Origin of the sequence: Candidatus Spyradosoma sp. SGI.093 (genome assembly GCF_050314555.1) — a bacterium.
Classification (GTDB): Bacteria; Verrucomicrobiota; Verrucomicrobiia; order Opitutales; family UBA953; genus Spyradosoma.
Genome location: NZ_JBNPNH010000005.1, coordinates 88,778 through 102,027, shown reverse-complemented (window position 1 = coordinate 102,027; position 13,250 = coordinate 88,778). Strand labels below are relative to the sequence as shown.

The 13,250-nt window shown below is 64.8% G+C and carries 15 protein-coding genes; 3 read left to right on the top strand and 12 right to left on the bottom strand.

Features of this window, described 5'->3' with window-relative positions; translation table 11 throughout:
- Position 1: 1 nt before the first annotated feature.
- On the bottom strand, positions 2 to 1,075 hold the full coding sequence (locus ACQREB_RS06455; protein ID WP_427766728.1) for a hypothetical protein: 1,074 nt from the start codon (positions 1,073 to 1,075) through the stop codon (positions 2 to 4).
- A 172-nt stretch (positions 1,076 to 1,247) separates the two neighbouring features.
- Between ACQREB_RS06455 and ACQREB_RS06450 the strand changes: the two genes are divergently transcribed.
- Positions 1,248 to 1,727, top strand: coding sequence for a DoxX family protein (locus tag ACQREB_RS06450; RefSeq protein ID WP_427766725.1), 480 nt, complete (start codon positions 1,248 to 1,250; stop codon positions 1,725 to 1,727).
- A 27-nt stretch (positions 1,728 to 1,754) separates the two neighbouring features.
- On the opposite strand, the gene ACQREB_RS06445 is transcribed toward ACQREB_RS06450, so the two are convergent.
- The 11 genes from ACQREB_RS06445 to ACQREB_RS06395 all read right to left on the bottom strand — a co-directional run bounded on the left by ACQREB_RS06445 (position 1,755) and on the right by ACQREB_RS06395 (position 12,286).
- Positions 1,755 to 4,337 (bottom strand): DNA polymerase I, encoded by a 2,583-nt coding sequence (locus ACQREB_RS06445; protein WP_427766722.1) that lies wholly within the window; start codon positions 4,335 to 4,337, stop codon positions 1,755 to 1,757.
- Positions 4,334 to 5,467 (bottom strand): FAD-binding protein, encoded by a 1,134-nt coding sequence (locus tag ACQREB_RS06440; RefSeq protein ID WP_427766720.1) that lies wholly within the window; start codon positions 5,465 to 5,467, stop codon positions 4,334 to 4,336. Before ACQREB_RS06440 ends, ACQREB_RS06445 begins: the two co-directional genes overlap by 4 nt.
- Positions 5,464 to 6,609: a hypothetical protein gene (locus tag ACQREB_RS06435; protein ID WP_427766718.1), complete on the bottom strand. Its 1,146-nt coding sequence runs from the start codon at positions 6,607 to 6,609 to the stop codon at positions 5,464 to 5,466. The genes ACQREB_RS06440 and ACQREB_RS06435 overlap by 4 nt, the downstream gene beginning before the upstream one ends.
- Before the next feature lie 82 nt (positions 6,610 to 6,691).
- Positions 6,692 to 7,981, bottom strand: a complete 1,290-nt coding sequence (locus tag ACQREB_RS06430; protein WP_427766716.1) for an MFS transporter — start codon at positions 7,979 to 7,981, stop codon at positions 6,692 to 6,694.
- A 57-nt stretch (positions 7,982 to 8,038) separates the two neighbouring features.
- Positions 8,039 to 8,194: a hypothetical protein gene (locus ACQREB_RS06425; RefSeq protein WP_427766714.1), complete on the bottom strand. Its 156-nt coding sequence runs from the start codon at positions 8,192 to 8,194 to the stop codon at positions 8,039 to 8,041.
- Positions 8,181 to 8,966 (bottom strand): hypothetical protein, encoded by a 786-nt coding sequence (locus ACQREB_RS06420; protein WP_427766712.1) that lies wholly within the window; start codon positions 8,964 to 8,966, stop codon positions 8,181 to 8,183. The genes ACQREB_RS06425 and ACQREB_RS06420 overlap by 14 nt, the downstream gene beginning before the upstream one ends.
- A gap of 69 nt (positions 8,967 to 9,035) precedes the next feature.
- Positions 9,036 to 9,431: a hypothetical protein gene (locus tag ACQREB_RS06415; RefSeq protein ID WP_427766710.1), complete on the bottom strand. Its 396-nt coding sequence runs from the start codon at positions 9,429 to 9,431 to the stop codon at positions 9,036 to 9,038.
- 15 nt (positions 9,432 to 9,446) lie between these two features.
- Positions 9,447 to 9,950, bottom strand: coding sequence for an NUDIX hydrolase (locus ACQREB_RS06410; RefSeq protein WP_427766708.1), 504 nt, complete (start codon positions 9,948 to 9,950; stop codon positions 9,447 to 9,449).
- A 163-nt stretch (positions 9,951 to 10,113) separates the two neighbouring features.
- Positions 10,114 to 10,500 carry a GxxExxY protein gene (locus ACQREB_RS06405; RefSeq protein WP_427766707.1) on the bottom strand — a complete coding sequence of 129 codons (387 nt, stop codon included), beginning with the start codon at positions 10,498 to 10,500 and terminating at the stop codon, positions 10,114 to 10,116.
- A 47-nt stretch (positions 10,501 to 10,547) separates the two neighbouring features.
- Positions 10,548 to 11,843: a class I SAM-dependent rRNA methyltransferase gene (locus tag ACQREB_RS06400; RefSeq protein ID WP_427766705.1), complete on the bottom strand. Its 1,296-nt coding sequence runs from the start codon at positions 11,841 to 11,843 to the stop codon at positions 10,548 to 10,550.
- Between the two features lie 200 nt (positions 11,844 to 12,043).
- Entirely contained in the window at positions 12,044 to 12,286 is a 243-nt protein-coding gene (locus ACQREB_RS06395) for a hypothetical protein (protein WP_427766703.1), read from the bottom strand.
- A 120-nt stretch (positions 12,287 to 12,406) separates the two neighbouring features.
- Between ACQREB_RS06395 and ACQREB_RS06390 the strand changes: the two genes are divergently transcribed.
- Both ACQREB_RS06390 and ACQREB_RS06385 read left to right on the top strand, forming a co-directional pair.
- Positions 12,407 to 12,592 carry a ribbon-helix-helix protein, CopG family gene (locus ACQREB_RS06390; protein WP_427766700.1) on the top strand — a complete coding sequence of 62 codons (186 nt, stop codon included), beginning with the start codon at positions 12,407 to 12,409 and terminating at the stop codon, positions 12,590 to 12,592.
- A gap of 30 nt (positions 12,593 to 12,622) precedes the next feature.
- Positions 12,623 to 13,231, top strand: a complete 609-nt coding sequence (locus tag ACQREB_RS06385) for a hypothetical protein (RefSeq protein WP_427766698.1) — start codon at positions 12,623 to 12,625, stop codon at positions 13,229 to 13,231.
- Positions 13,232 to 13,250: the final 19 nt, after the last annotated feature.

The window sequence follows — 13,250 nt, the reverse complement described above, 5'->3', positions numbered from 1 at the left end:
TTCAGTCTTCGGACTCGAAGTTGCGGCGATAAATCTTCGGCGTCTTCCACGGGAGGACGAAAACGTAGACAATCTGAATGATCTGCGCGTGAATGCCTTTCTTGAACGCGTTGACGTAAGTCGCGCTCATCCACGCCGCCTCGTAATCCGTCCAATACAGAATGCGGTCGTTCTGCCTGTCGATCTGATAGTAGGTGTTGTTCCTCAGAGCTTCGTTCAGATGAGAACAGAATCCCCGATCGATTTTGCTCCCCCAGACGAGGGCCTTGAGCGACCACCTCATCCAAGGTTCTTCAAGCGACTTCGCGACCAGGCGGCGCGGCGCGAGGAAGACGATCTTCGACGCCGCCACGTTCGTGTAGCAGACGAACGCGTTGGCGAGCGACATGACGACGAGCAGCGCGAACACGACGTGGGCCCACGCGGGCAGACCTTCGTTCACGCCGAGGAAAATCCAAAGCGCGACCATCGCGACCGCGAAGATCGGAGCGCCCACGACGACGGGCCAGCCGAAGAGCGCAGGATATCCGGAAGCGGAAAACCTGCTGACGTGGATGTTTTCGCGCTCCTGGCTCCGGTTCGCGTACTCGCCGAAGACGTTGAGCATGTCCGCCGCGACGCGGTCGCCGCCGACGCCGGGAACGGCCTTCATCGCTTCGAGCGTCGCGAACGCGGCTTCCGTCGCCGCGCCGCTTGAAGCGATTCCCTTGCCGTCGCGCAGCGCGTCGAATTTCACGCCGCCGAGCCATTTTTCGGAGTATTCCGCGAAAAGCGCCTCCGCCCGCGCGCGCGCCTCCGGCGCCTCCGTCGCGGGAACGGGAATCCGCTTATGAATGCGCGCCTGCTCGATCGCCAGGCGCACCTTCGCCTTGCGGACGCAACGGAATCCGCGCACGGCGGAAACCTGAATGAAGACGTACGCCGCGACGGGAATCAGCGCGAGAAGACAGACGACGACGAGCGCCGTCGCATCCTCGCCGCTCGCCGGTGAAGGCAGTTCGGCGGCGAGCGCGGGAACGGCGCAGGCGACGAGCGCCGCAGACATCAGACACAATTCGGTGATTTTAGATTTCATGGGTCATTCGGGTTAAAAAATTTCTTCGGCTCGACTGCCGATTTCAGTTGAGAAAATTATTTCCCGTTGCGCAAGGCGATTCAAGAAAAATTTTGCGCAAGATTTCCCGAAAAACGCGACGCCGCTCCCGCGGGAAGACAAATTTCCGCGCGGCGCGCGCTTAATCCGCGTCATGAAAAATTCCTTACAGAGCGCGACGGCGGCGTTTTCGGAAGACGCCGGAAAATTCTTACTCCGCGCGGCGGTCGCCGTCGCGATTTTCCCCCACGGGGCGCAGAAGGTCCTGGGCGCGTTCGGCGGGAGCGGGCTCGAAGCGACCTGGACGGGCTTCACGGAAAAGCTGGGCATTCCCGCGCCGTTGGCGGGCGCGGCGATTTTCACGGAATTCGTCGTGCCGATTCTGCTGATTCTGGGCGTGTTCCCGCGCGTCTGCGCGGCGCTGCTCGTCGTGCTGATGGCGGGCGCGGCGCGCTACCATCTCGAAAACGGCTTTTTCATGAACTGGTCGGGAAAGCAGCCCGGCGAAGGCGTGGAATACCATCTGCTCTTCATCGGCGCGGCGCTGGCGCTCGCGCTCTTCGGCGGCGGCCGCTTCACGCTTTCGAATCTCTTCGCGCGCGGGAACGGCGCGTCCGAGAGCGACGAGCAGTGAGCGGCGGCCGAAGCCCGCGCGCGTCCGTCACGCGTGGGCTTCGAGCCAGTTCGCGCCGACGGAGGCGTCCGCGACGAGCGGCACCGCGAGCGGGAACGCCGCCTCCATCTCCTCCGAAAGCAGGCGCGCCGTCTTTTCCGCTTCCGCCGCCGGCGTCTCGACGATGAGCTCGTCGTGGATCTGCAGGACGAGTCCCGCCGCGGGCACTTCCCGCTTCAGACGCGCGCGCACGCGCAGCATGGCGATCTTGATGACGTCCGCCGCCGTGCCCTGAATCGGCGCGTTGAGCGCGACGCGTTCGCCGAAGGCGCGCAGATTGCGGTTCGACGAGCTCAGCTCCGGGAGCGCCCGCCGGCGACCGAGCAGCGTCGCGACGAAGCCGTCCTCCTTCGCCTTTTCGACGACGCGCTTCATGTAGTCGCGCACGCCCGAATATTCGGCGAGATAGTTTTCGATGTAGGTCTTCGCCGCCTTGCGCGTGATGCCGAGCGACTTCGCGAGCGAAAATTCGCCGACGCCGTAAACGATTCCGAAATTCACCGCCTTGGCGTGGCGGCGCATCGTCGGCGTGATCTGTTCCGGCTCGACGCGGAAGACGCCGCACGCGGTCGCGGCGTGGATGTCTCCGCCCTCGCGGAACGCGCGCCGCATCGCCTCGTCTCCGGAGACGTGCGCGAGCACGCGCAGCTCGATCTGCGAATAGTCCGCGTCCACGAGCACGTTCCCGGGCGCCGCGACGAACATGCGCCGCAGCTCGCCGCCGATCTCGCCGCGCGCGGGAACGTTCTGCAGATTCGGATTCGAGGAGCTGAGCCGCCCGGTCGCCGTCGCCGTCATGTTGAACGTCGTGCGGATGCGCCCGTCCGCCTCGATCGCGGCGAGCAGCCCTTCGGCGATCGTCCTGAGCTTCGTGAACTGGCGGAACTCGACGATCTTCGCGACGGCGGGATGCAGCGGCGCGAGCTCCTTGAGCGTCTCCGCGTCCGTCGAATAGCCGGTCTTCGTCTTTTTCCCGGCAGGCAGTTCCAATTTTTCGAAAAGGAATTCGCCGAGCTGCTTCGGCGAGTTCAGGTTGAACTCCGTTCCCGCGATCGCGAAGATTTCGCGTCGGACGGCGTCGGCGCGCTTGTCCGCGTCGGCGACGAAGGCCTCGATCTTCCCGCGGTCGACGGCGAATCCGCGCGCCTCCGTCTCCGCGAGCGCGGCGCAGAGCGGGAACTCGATTTCGCGGTAGAGCTTCGCCATGCCCTCGCGCTCCAGCGCCGCGTTCTGCGCGTCGAAGAGCGCGCTCCATTCCGCGGGATTCTCGGGAACGTCGGGCTTCTTCAGCGGGTCGAGCACGTAGGCGGCGAGCGCGACGTCGAAGACGAAGCCTTCGCCCGGCAGCCCCGCCGCCGCGCATTTCCGCAGCAGCGTCTTCACGTCGGCGGAGACTTTGCGGACGTCCGCCGAAAAAAGTTTTTCCAGAAACGCGCGCCATTCCGCCGCCGAAAAACGCGCCGCCTCGAACGCGCCGACGAGCGTTCCCGCCGCGATTTCGACGCGCGGGAAAAGCGCCGCGGCGTCCGCGCCCGTTCCCGCGGGAACGCCCGTGCCGTCACCGCTTTCCGGGACGCGCACGAACACGCGCTCGGCGCGGCGGCAGGCTTCGAGCAGCGCGCCGACGTCCGTCTCCGCAGGTTTCGGCGCCTCCTCCGTTCCCGCGAAGAGCGGCAGGTCCGCCGCGGCGTCCGCGTCGGCGGGCGCGAGGTTCCACTTCGCGATGAACTTGGAAAATTCGAGCCGACGGAAAATCGCGTAGAGCGCGGGAACGTCGAACTCGCGCCGCAGATTCGCTTCGGGGGCGAAGGCGATCGGAGCGTCGCGGCGGATCGTCGCGAGATCGTGCGACGCGAACGCGCTTTCCCGCCCCGCGAGCAGCCGCTTCTTCACGGAATCGCGCACGTCGAGCGCGTCGAGATCCGCGTAGATCTTTTCGATTCCTCCGAAACGCGAGACGAGCTCGCGCGCGGTCTTTTCGCCAATGCCGTCGACGCCGGGAATGTTGTCCGACGCGTCGCCCCAGAGCGCCTTCAGATCGACGATCTTTTCCGGCTCGAATCCGTATTCCTCGCGGAACGTCTCCGGCGTGTAGTCCTTCGTATCCGTTTTTCCCATACGCGAGACGACGAGCTTCACGCGCACGTTCGCGTCCACCAGCTGCAGCGAATCGCGGTCGCCGGTGACGACGACGCACTCGACGCCCTGCTCCGAACAGCGCGCGCCGATCGTGCCGATGAGGTCGTCCGCCTCCCAGCCGGCGAGCTCGTAGGTCGGCACGCGCATCGCGGCGAGCACTTCCTTCATCAGCGGAATCTGCGGCCGCAGCTCTTCCGGCATCGGCTTGCGGTGCGCCTTGTAGTCGGCGAATTTTTCGTGGCGGAACGTCGGCGCATGCACGTCGAAGCAGACGCAGAGCGCGTCGGGCTTTTCCTCGTCGAGCAGCCTGGAGAGAATGCCGAGAAAGCCGAAGACGGCGTTCGTGAAGACGCCGTCGCGCGTCGAGAGGATCCGCACGCCGTAGAACGCGCGGTTGATGACGCTGTTGCCGTCGAGGACCATCAGCTTCATGCGCGGCCTCCTTTTCCTTCGTCGGCGTTCCCGCCGCGGATCTTTTCCGCCGCGAGCCCGCTCCGCATCACGAGAGAACGCATCGTCGGGTTGTACATGAAAGGATTCTTCAGAATTTTGGAAAGCAGTTTGAGCCGGATCTTCCGCGTTCCCGCGCGGTAGCGGGCGAAGATCTTTTCGGGCGAAAACGCCGCGTCGCCGCCGAAGGCGTCCGCGAGCGCCTCCGCGGAATCGAGCGCGTAGCTCATGCCCTCGAGCGAGCTCGGCGAAATGAAGCCCGCCGCCTCGCCGAGCAGAAACGCGCCCTCGGGAACGCCGAGCCGGAAATCGCGCGCGCGCTCCGGGCGGAGCACCTGGCAGGCTTCCGTGCGTATGGGATTTTTCAATACGAATCCGAATCCCTCGGCGCGTTCCCGCAACAGCTCGTAGGCGCGCGCGGAATTTTCGCGCGGGAACGCCGCGCCGAAGACCAGCGCGCCGTCCTTCGAAATCGCCCAGCCGTAGCAGTCCGAGAGCCGTTCGTCGAAAAAGCACGCGTAGAGCGGCGCGGGCTGGCGGTCGGGGAACCACTGCTGCACCGCCGTGTAGCTGCGGATCTTATGGCGCGGGAACAGCGTCCGCCGCACGAGCGACGCCGCGCCGTCCGCGCCGACGACCGCGCGCGCGAGCAGCGTCTTTTCGTTCCCGCCTTCGAAATACGTCACGCGCCAAAGCCCGTCCGCGCCGCGCGAAAAGCCGCGCACGCTCGCCTCGTGGCGCACGCGGACCGACGCGGGAACGAGCGACTTGAGCCAGAGGTCGAACCGGTGCCGGTCCATGTTGACGTAGAAGCGGCGGTACGTGCGCTCGTGCCCGCGGCAAAGGTCGATCGTGCGCACGGCGAAGAGCTGCGGGTCGGCGAGAACGGCGTTCGGCAGCGCGAGCCCCTGCCGCGCGAGCGCGCGCTGCGCGTCCTCCGCGAGCAGCCCGCCGCAGGGCTTGCGGAAGCCCGGCGCGTCCGGCGAAGCCGCCTTGCGGTCGAACGCGACGACGCGGAAACGCGGCGCGAGCAGGCGCGCGAAAGTCGCGCCCGCGGGGCCGAGCCCGACGACGGCGACGTCGTAAGCGGCGTTCTCGTCGCGCATCGTCATTTCGCTTCGGGTTCGTCCGCGGGAACGCCCGCGTCGTCTTCGCTTTCGGCGATTTTGGTTTCGGCGGAGAATTTCCGCGTCGTGCTGCGCGTGATCTTCATGCCGGAATTTTCCCAGAATTTCGCGATGCCGCGCAGCTTTTCCGCCTCGGCGGCGGTGAGCGTTCCCGCGGCGCCGCGCGCGACGGCGGCGTCCTTCGCGGCGGAGACGACGGCGTTCATCGCCGCGAGATCCGCGAGCCAGCGCGCCTTCGCCGCGTCCGTCAGCGAAAGCGCGAACGTCAGCCCGTCGCCCGCGGCGAGCTTCACCGTCCGCGTTTCGGGAACGAGGTCGCGGTGCGAGACGGAAACGCGCAGCGCGCGCCCGAGCGGCAGCTTCAGCGTCGTCGGCGCGCCGTTCGGCGAAAGCGTGTAGTCCAGCCCGCCGATCTTCAGCGAAACGCCCGGCACGGCGACGCGCGCGGGCACGTCCGCGATCGCGAACGTGCCGTCCGGCTTTTCCTCGACGAGCGGGAACGCCGGCGCCTCGACGACGCAGGAGACTTCCACCGCGCCGTAGGCGGCGTCGGCGGGAACGGGCTTCACTTCGCCCGAAGCGATTTTTTCGGAAAGCTCGGCGACCGCCTCTTCCGCGGTCTCGACGACGCGGAGCTCGCGCAGCTCGGCGTTCGTTTCCGGAGCGTCGAAAATCTTGGAGACGTGTCCGGACGCGAGCGCCGTTCCCGTCGCGGAATACAGCGCGTAGAAAACCGTCTGACGCGCGTAGACGGTGCCGCCGCGCTTCGTTTCGAGCGGCGCGCCGAGACGCAGCTCGAGCACGCAGTCCGCGCCCGAGGCGCTCGCCGCGTCGGCGGTCGAAAGCCCGGAAAGGAAGGCGTCCCCGCCCGCGGCGTTCTCAAGAAAATCCGGCGCGATCGGCGCGAGTCCCGGCAGCGCGAGCGCGCCCGCGACGGCGGCGGCGACGTTCCCGCGGGCGTCGCGGAAAAGAGCCTTGCCCGACGCGTCGCGCACGAGCACGAGAACGGAGACGTCGCGCGAGGCGGCGGGAACCGCGGCTGCGCGCGGAGCTTCCGGCGCGGCGTCCGCGCACGGGAACGCGACGCCCAGCGCCGCGGCGGAAAGAAGTATGGCAAGATTTTTCATGCGTCCATTCTCCCCCAAAGTCGCCGAGACGCAAAGACAAAACCGCGCGCCCCCGAAAAGTCGCGGGAACGTTCGGCTGGCGTCAGCGGGCGGCGGCCTTGCCGAAGTCCGCGGGAAGCGTCCGCCGCGCGCGCGCGACGAGCCAGAATCCGGGAATCGTGCACAGAATCGCCCACCAGAAGAACGCCTCGTAACCGATCCGCTCCTGCAGCGCGCCCGCCCAGAATTTCGGCAACATCGCGCCCAGCGCCATGAAGCCCGTGCAGATCGCGTAGTGCGCGACGGCGCGCCGCGTTCCCGCGCACGCGTGCAGCATGTAGAGCATGTAGCCCGTGAAGCCGAAGCCGTAGCCGAACATCTCGACCACGATGCCCGCGCCGACGAGCGGGAGCGCCGAGGGCTGCGCGTGCGCGAACGCGACGTAGATGAGGTCCGGCACGTTCAGCAGCAGAATCATCGGGAACAGCCACGCGCGCAGACCGTTGCGCGAGACGAGCCAGCCCGCGAGCACGCCGCCCGCGAGCATCGCCGCGACGCCGAACGTGCCGTTGAGCAGCCCGAGCGCGCGGTTGTCCAGCGCGAGCCCGCCGTGCTCGAGCGCGTCCTTGAAGAACAGCGGCGAGACCGCGCCGATCTGCACTTCGCCGAAGCGGAAGAACAGCAGGAAAAGCAGCAGGAAGCCGATCCGTTCCTTTTTGAAGAAACTTTTCCACGTGTCCGCGAAGTCGCCGAAAAGCGAGCCGCCGCGCGTTCCCGCGGGAACGTCGTTCGCCGGGCGCGGCAGCGCCGCCGCGTGAAAGAACGCGAGCGCGCCCGAAAGCAGCGCGAGCCCGACGAACACCTGCGTCCACGCCGTTCCCGCGGGAACCTCGTTCGCGATGAGCACGCCCGCCGCCGCGATCACGCCGCCCTTGGCGAAGATCTGCGAAAGCCGGAAGAACGTGCTGCGCCAGCCCGAATAGAACGCCTGCCGCCCCGAATCCAACGCGAGCATGTAGAAGCCGTCCGCCGCGATGTCGTGCGTCGCCGAGACGACGGCGACCGCGAAAAGCGCCGCGACGATGCCGAGCGCGGGAACGCCGAAGAAGAACGCCGCCGCGAGCGCGCCGAGCAGCAGCGCTCCCGCCGCCTGCGTGCCGAAAATCCACGCGCGCTTGCGCCCGACGCTGTCCACGAGCGGGCTCCAAAGCGCCTTCAGCGTCCACGGCAGATACGCCCACGCGGCGACCGTCGTGATGACGGCGTTGTCGAAGCCGAGGTCCTTCATCGCGACGGGCGCGACGAGATCGACGACGGCGTTCGGCAGCCCCTGCGTGAAATAAAGCGTCGCGACCCAGAGAGCGGCGACGCCGGAAAGAGCGGAAGTCTTCACGGAAAAAAACGACGGGAGAACGCCGCGAAAAAAATTTCCGCTGCGCCTCGAAACTCCTCACGGAGTCTGAATCGTCACGCGCGAAGCGTCGCCCGCGCCGAGGTGGATGACCTTCGGCCCCGACGAGCACGCGCCCGCGAGCAGGCAGAGCGCGAGCGCCGCCAGCGCGAACGCCGCGCGGCGGGAACGCGCGGTTTTCTCAGTTTTCCGCATGGGGCGCGCTTCCTTTCCCGAGCGTCTTTTCGCCGAACGCGTCCACCGCCCTGAAAAGCTTGTGGAAGAAGTCCGCGACGGTGACGTTGAGCGAGAGCAACTCGCTGTTCGTGAGGTCGATCGTGTCGCCGACCTTGAACGCGCGGCGCGTGTCCGCGAGTCGCACTTCCGGCTTGTCCTCGGGCTTCAGCGGCTGGATCGTCTGCACGGTCTTGAACTCGAACGCGAGCTCGCCGTCGTCGTCCACGTCTTCCGCGGTGACGACGCCGTTGCGGCGCATCAGCGAGCCAAGCGCGATGCCGAGCGCGACGACCGCGTCCTCAAGCGAATTGGTGATGCCGAATTCCTTTTCGAACGCCTCGAACTTGTCGGGCACGGAGGAATTGACGAACGCCTGCTGCTTGCGCCCGACGAGCTCGTTGGTCGCCTTCGGATCCTTGTCCATCGCCTCCTTGTTGGCGATGAGCGTGCAGAGCAGATGGCAGCTGTCCATGCACGCCGCGGCGATGCCGAGAAGGTCGTTCAGCGTCTGGCGCAGAATGAGCCCGCGGACGTACGTCTTCATGCCCTCGAAAGGCATGTGCATGGGCGCGACGGGCATGACGCGCGTCATCGTGCTGAACGTGTTGTAGTTTTCTTCGCTGACGTGCTGCGACGCCGCGAGATTGAAGGCGAGCAGATCGTACTGGCGCTGCAGCGCGCTCAGAAACTGGCGGCTGATGGACTGCAGGCTGATGACCTGCCGGTTCGAGTTGTTTTCTTCTTCGGACATAATGCGGAAGATGGAACAGCCAAACGCGCGTTCCCGCAACGATTTTCTCGCGGCGGGAACGCGGCGGCGTCATTCGCCTTCCGCCGGGAAGCCCTGCGCGTCTTCGGGGAAAAACCAGACGAAGGCGTCTTCGGGATCGCCGGAAAAATCCGCCGCGGCGGCGACGCGCAGCGTTCCCGCGTCCGAAAGGCGGAAGAAATTCTCCTCCGGCGGGCAGTCGTCGATGCGGAAAATCTCCGACGGCAGCACGATCTTCACGCGCGTTCCCGCGGGCGCGTCGTCGTCGCCGCGCCAGGTGCCGCGGATTTCGCCGAGCGGCGTCTTCGCGACGAATTCGCACGCGCCCGCCGCAACGAGCTCGCCGTAAACCGCCTGCTCCCGCGCCTCGGGCGCCTCCGCGGCGGGAACGCCTTTCTTCGGCGCGCGCCCGAAGAGCCTCGCGAAAACGTTTCCGAAAAATCCCATGACGCGCCGCCTTTCTCAGCCGATTTTTTCCTCGTCCACGCGCTCGGGCGCGCCGTTCCCGCACTGCGCGCGGTAGGCAAGAAACGTTCCCGCGGCGGCGTGTTCGTCGAACACGGGCCAGACGAGCACGCGGTCGCTCGGCGGAATCGCGGCGGCGTCGATCTCCTCGCGCGTGAAGAACGCGAACCCGCCTTCGTCGATTTCGGGCGGGAGCGCCTCGAGCGGCTTGCGCGCGTCGAAAAGGAACATCAGCCAATGCCCGCTGCCTTCGTAGCCGCGCTCGGAGACCATGCCGAAGAGATGCAGGTCGGCGGGCGTCAGCTCGATGCCGGTCTCCTCGCGCGCCTCGCGGACCGCGCATTCGAACGGCGACTCGCCGAGCGCCATTTCGAGCTTGCCGCCGACGGGGCTCCAGCAGCCCTTGTTCGGGGCTTTTTTGCGCTGAATCATCAGAAATTTTCCTTCGGCGTCCCGAATGAAGATCAGCACGGAAATCTTAAAAGGAAGAATCGCGTCCATAAAAAATTTGCATGAAAAAAAAGTTAATCTCACCACGGAAGCTCACTGAAGCCCTCACGGAAACACGCCGAAACCGAACAAAAATTTTCGCCGCCGCGTTCAGAACCGAATCTCATTTCCGAGCCCTTCCGTGAAGAATTCCGTGCTTTTTCCGTAGTAAAAATCATACGCGCAGACGGCGGATTTCGGCTCGCGGGAACGCTCCGAAATTGACGAGCAGCCCGAGCGGGAGCCGCGTCGCGCGCAGGTAGTTGATCATCTGCGCCGTATGAACCTGCGCAAGCGCCTCGACCGCCTTCAGTTCGACCACGATCCGGTCGAAGCAGACGAAGTCCGGACGATAGCGCTGCTTCATCTCGACGCCGCAATAGAAGATTTTGATTTCCGGCTGCGCGGCGAACGGGATTCCGCGCTTCTCGAACTCCATTTCGAGCGCCTCCTGGTAAACGGCTTCGAGAAAACCGTTCCCGAGATTTTTATAAACCTCGAACACCGCTCCGCGAATCGCGTAGCTTTCGTTCTCGTGAATCAGCGCTTTTCCGGAATCCATTTCCGTGCTTTTCCGTGTGTTTCCGTGGTAAAAAATTCTCCTCCTCTTCACCACACGATCGCCCAGAGCGCCTTCAGGTAGCGGCCTTCGGGGTAGTTCGACATCACGGGGTGATCCATGCCCGGGCCCGTGCGGTCGAGAATCTGCAGCCGCCGCCCGAGCCGGTGCGCGACGCGGATCACCAGCGCCTCGAAATCTTCGACGCGCAGCAGCCCCGAGCACGAGTTCGTCACGAACAGCCCGCCTTCCTTCACGAGCGGGAGCACGACCTTGTTCATGTCGTGATACTTCGCGAAACCGTCCTCGTAGTCGTCCTTGCCGTTGATGAGCTTCGGCGGGTCGAGCACGACGACGTCGAACTTCTCGCCGTTCGCCTGCATCTGGCGCGCGTACGTGAACGTGTCCGCGTGCACGAAATTCACGCGCGCCTGGTTGAGGTTCGCGTTGCGCTTCGCCTGCGCGACCGCGTTCTCGTCGAGATCGACGCCCGTCACTTCCGCCGCGCCGCCGAGCGTCTTCGCCGCGATCGAAAAACCGCCCGTGTAGCAGCACAGGTCGAGCACGCGCTTGCCCGCGCAGAACTGCGCGAGCTTCTTGCGGTTGTCGCGCTGGTCGCAGAAAAAGCCCGTCTTGTGGCCGTTCTCGAAATCGACCGCGAAGCGCATCCCGTTCTCGCGGATCTTCACTTCGCGCAGCCCGGGCGTGTGCGAATCGTCGCAGCCGCGCGCGTTCTCCATCGAGCCGAAGCCCTTGACGAGCTGGATCGTCTCCTTCGTCGTGCCGAGCAGACGGTGAAAGATCGGCAGCCAGCCGCGGATGCGCTGAAAGACCGGCAGCGAGAAGATTTCCACGCTGAGCACGTCGCCGTATTTGTCCACGACGAGCCCGTTCAGCCCGTCGGCGTCGCCGTGCACGACGCGGAAGGCGTCCGTCGTCTCCGGCAGGCGCAGCGTTTCCGTGCGCAGCCGCACGGCGCGTTCGATGAGATTTTCGAAATAGTTTTCCGAGAGCGCGTCGGGCGTGCGCGCGAAGATGCGCAGCGGAATGTTCGCGCCCGCGTTGTAGAAACCGTAGCCGAGCGGCGCGCCGTCCCTGTCGTACACGGCGACCTGCGCGCCGGGCTCGATCCCGTCGGAGGTCGCGCCGACGAAGTTCGGGAACACGTTCGGCGACGACGTGAAGTAGCGCAGCTGCACCCACGGTTCCCGCCGCTCTCCGATTTCGGTCGGCGGCGTGAGGCTTCTCGCGGGCGCGTGCTCACGGCGCGGCCGCGCGGCGTTCCCGTAAGGCGCGCGCGCGCCCGGGCGGAAATTTTTTCTCGGCGAAAAAGGCTTTTCGTTCATGCCCGCAAAGCATGCCCCGCCGCGCAGCTCCGCGCAAGCGCGGAACGGAAACGGACGTTCCCGCGCGCCGCGCAAGCGATGTTTTTTCTTCAACGCAAAGAACGCGAAGAAAACCGCGAAGTCAAAGGAAGTTAAAAGAAGTTTTTCCGCGAAGAACGCGTTCCCGCGCGCCGCCCCCGAAAAGCCCTCCTCTTTAAGCTTTAACCTTTAAGTTCTCTTTCCGGCTTCCGCTTGTCGCGCTCGCGCGTGCGGTTCGGCAGATCCGTGCGCGCGCCCCAATAAATGTCCTTCCACTCGGGCCGAATCGCGTAGCCGAGCGCCTCCAGCTTCTCGATCAGCACCGCCCGCGCGAACGACGACGTCGTCGGATACCCCCGCTCCTTCGCGCCTTTTTCCAAAAGCGCGAACAGTTCCGGCGGCAATCTGCACCCGAGTATCTTCATTCGCATCGCAACTAACTTATATAATCAGTTGCCCGCGAACAAGCGGAAAGGCGGCGCGGCACGCGTTCAAGGCTTGACTGCGCAAACAAGTTGGCTAAAAATCAACTGCGTAAACAAGTTATGACTCCACTTAACGAACAACCCCTCGAAGAAAAATCCGTCCGCGTTTCCGTGCCGGACGAACTCTACGAGCTTGTTCTCGAAGCCGCCCAAAAAGCCGGCGAGTCCACGGAAGAATTCCTCCGCCGCATCCTTCGCGAAAAGCTCCTCAAAAAACCTTTCGCCGATCAGAAATACGCATCCTGAACCTTCACCCCGTTCCTGCTCGAAAATCTTATGATTCCCGAAGAAAACTCTCCCCAAGCCGACGAAAAAATCCGTCGGATCAACATTTACGTCGGCTACGGCTGGCACAAGAACAAAACCGTCCGCAACGACGTTTTCTGGAACTCGCTCAGAACGCTCCTCGAAAAAAGCGCGCCCAAATTCGTCGATAAAAAACCCGTCGCGGTCGAGATTCATCGCATGCGCGCTTCGCAAGCGGAACCGCTTTTGGACGGCTTCAAGCGCTGCTTCAAGGAAGCGGACGTGCTGGTCTTCGACGTAGCGGCCGCGAACCCCCTGCTCGAGCTCCCTCCCAAAGGGAAAAAAGCTCAAAAATCTTTTTCTTTCTCCGACGAAAGCTACACGGGTTTCAACCTGAACGTGCTTTTCGAAATCGGCATCGCGATCGGCAGAGACCAAAAACCGTTTCTGTTCTGCCCGAACGCCCTGAAGCCCAAGCTTCCTTCGGATCTGAGCGGGCTCTGCCTGACTCTCTACGACCTGCAATTCGACGGGGAAAGCGTGACACACGTGCTCGAGGACAGATACGGCTTCGCCGCCGCGTTGAAACAGGCCGTCAAGGACGCGCTACAGAAGAAATACGGCGATTCCGCCGCCTGAACCCGCAACCCTTTTCTTC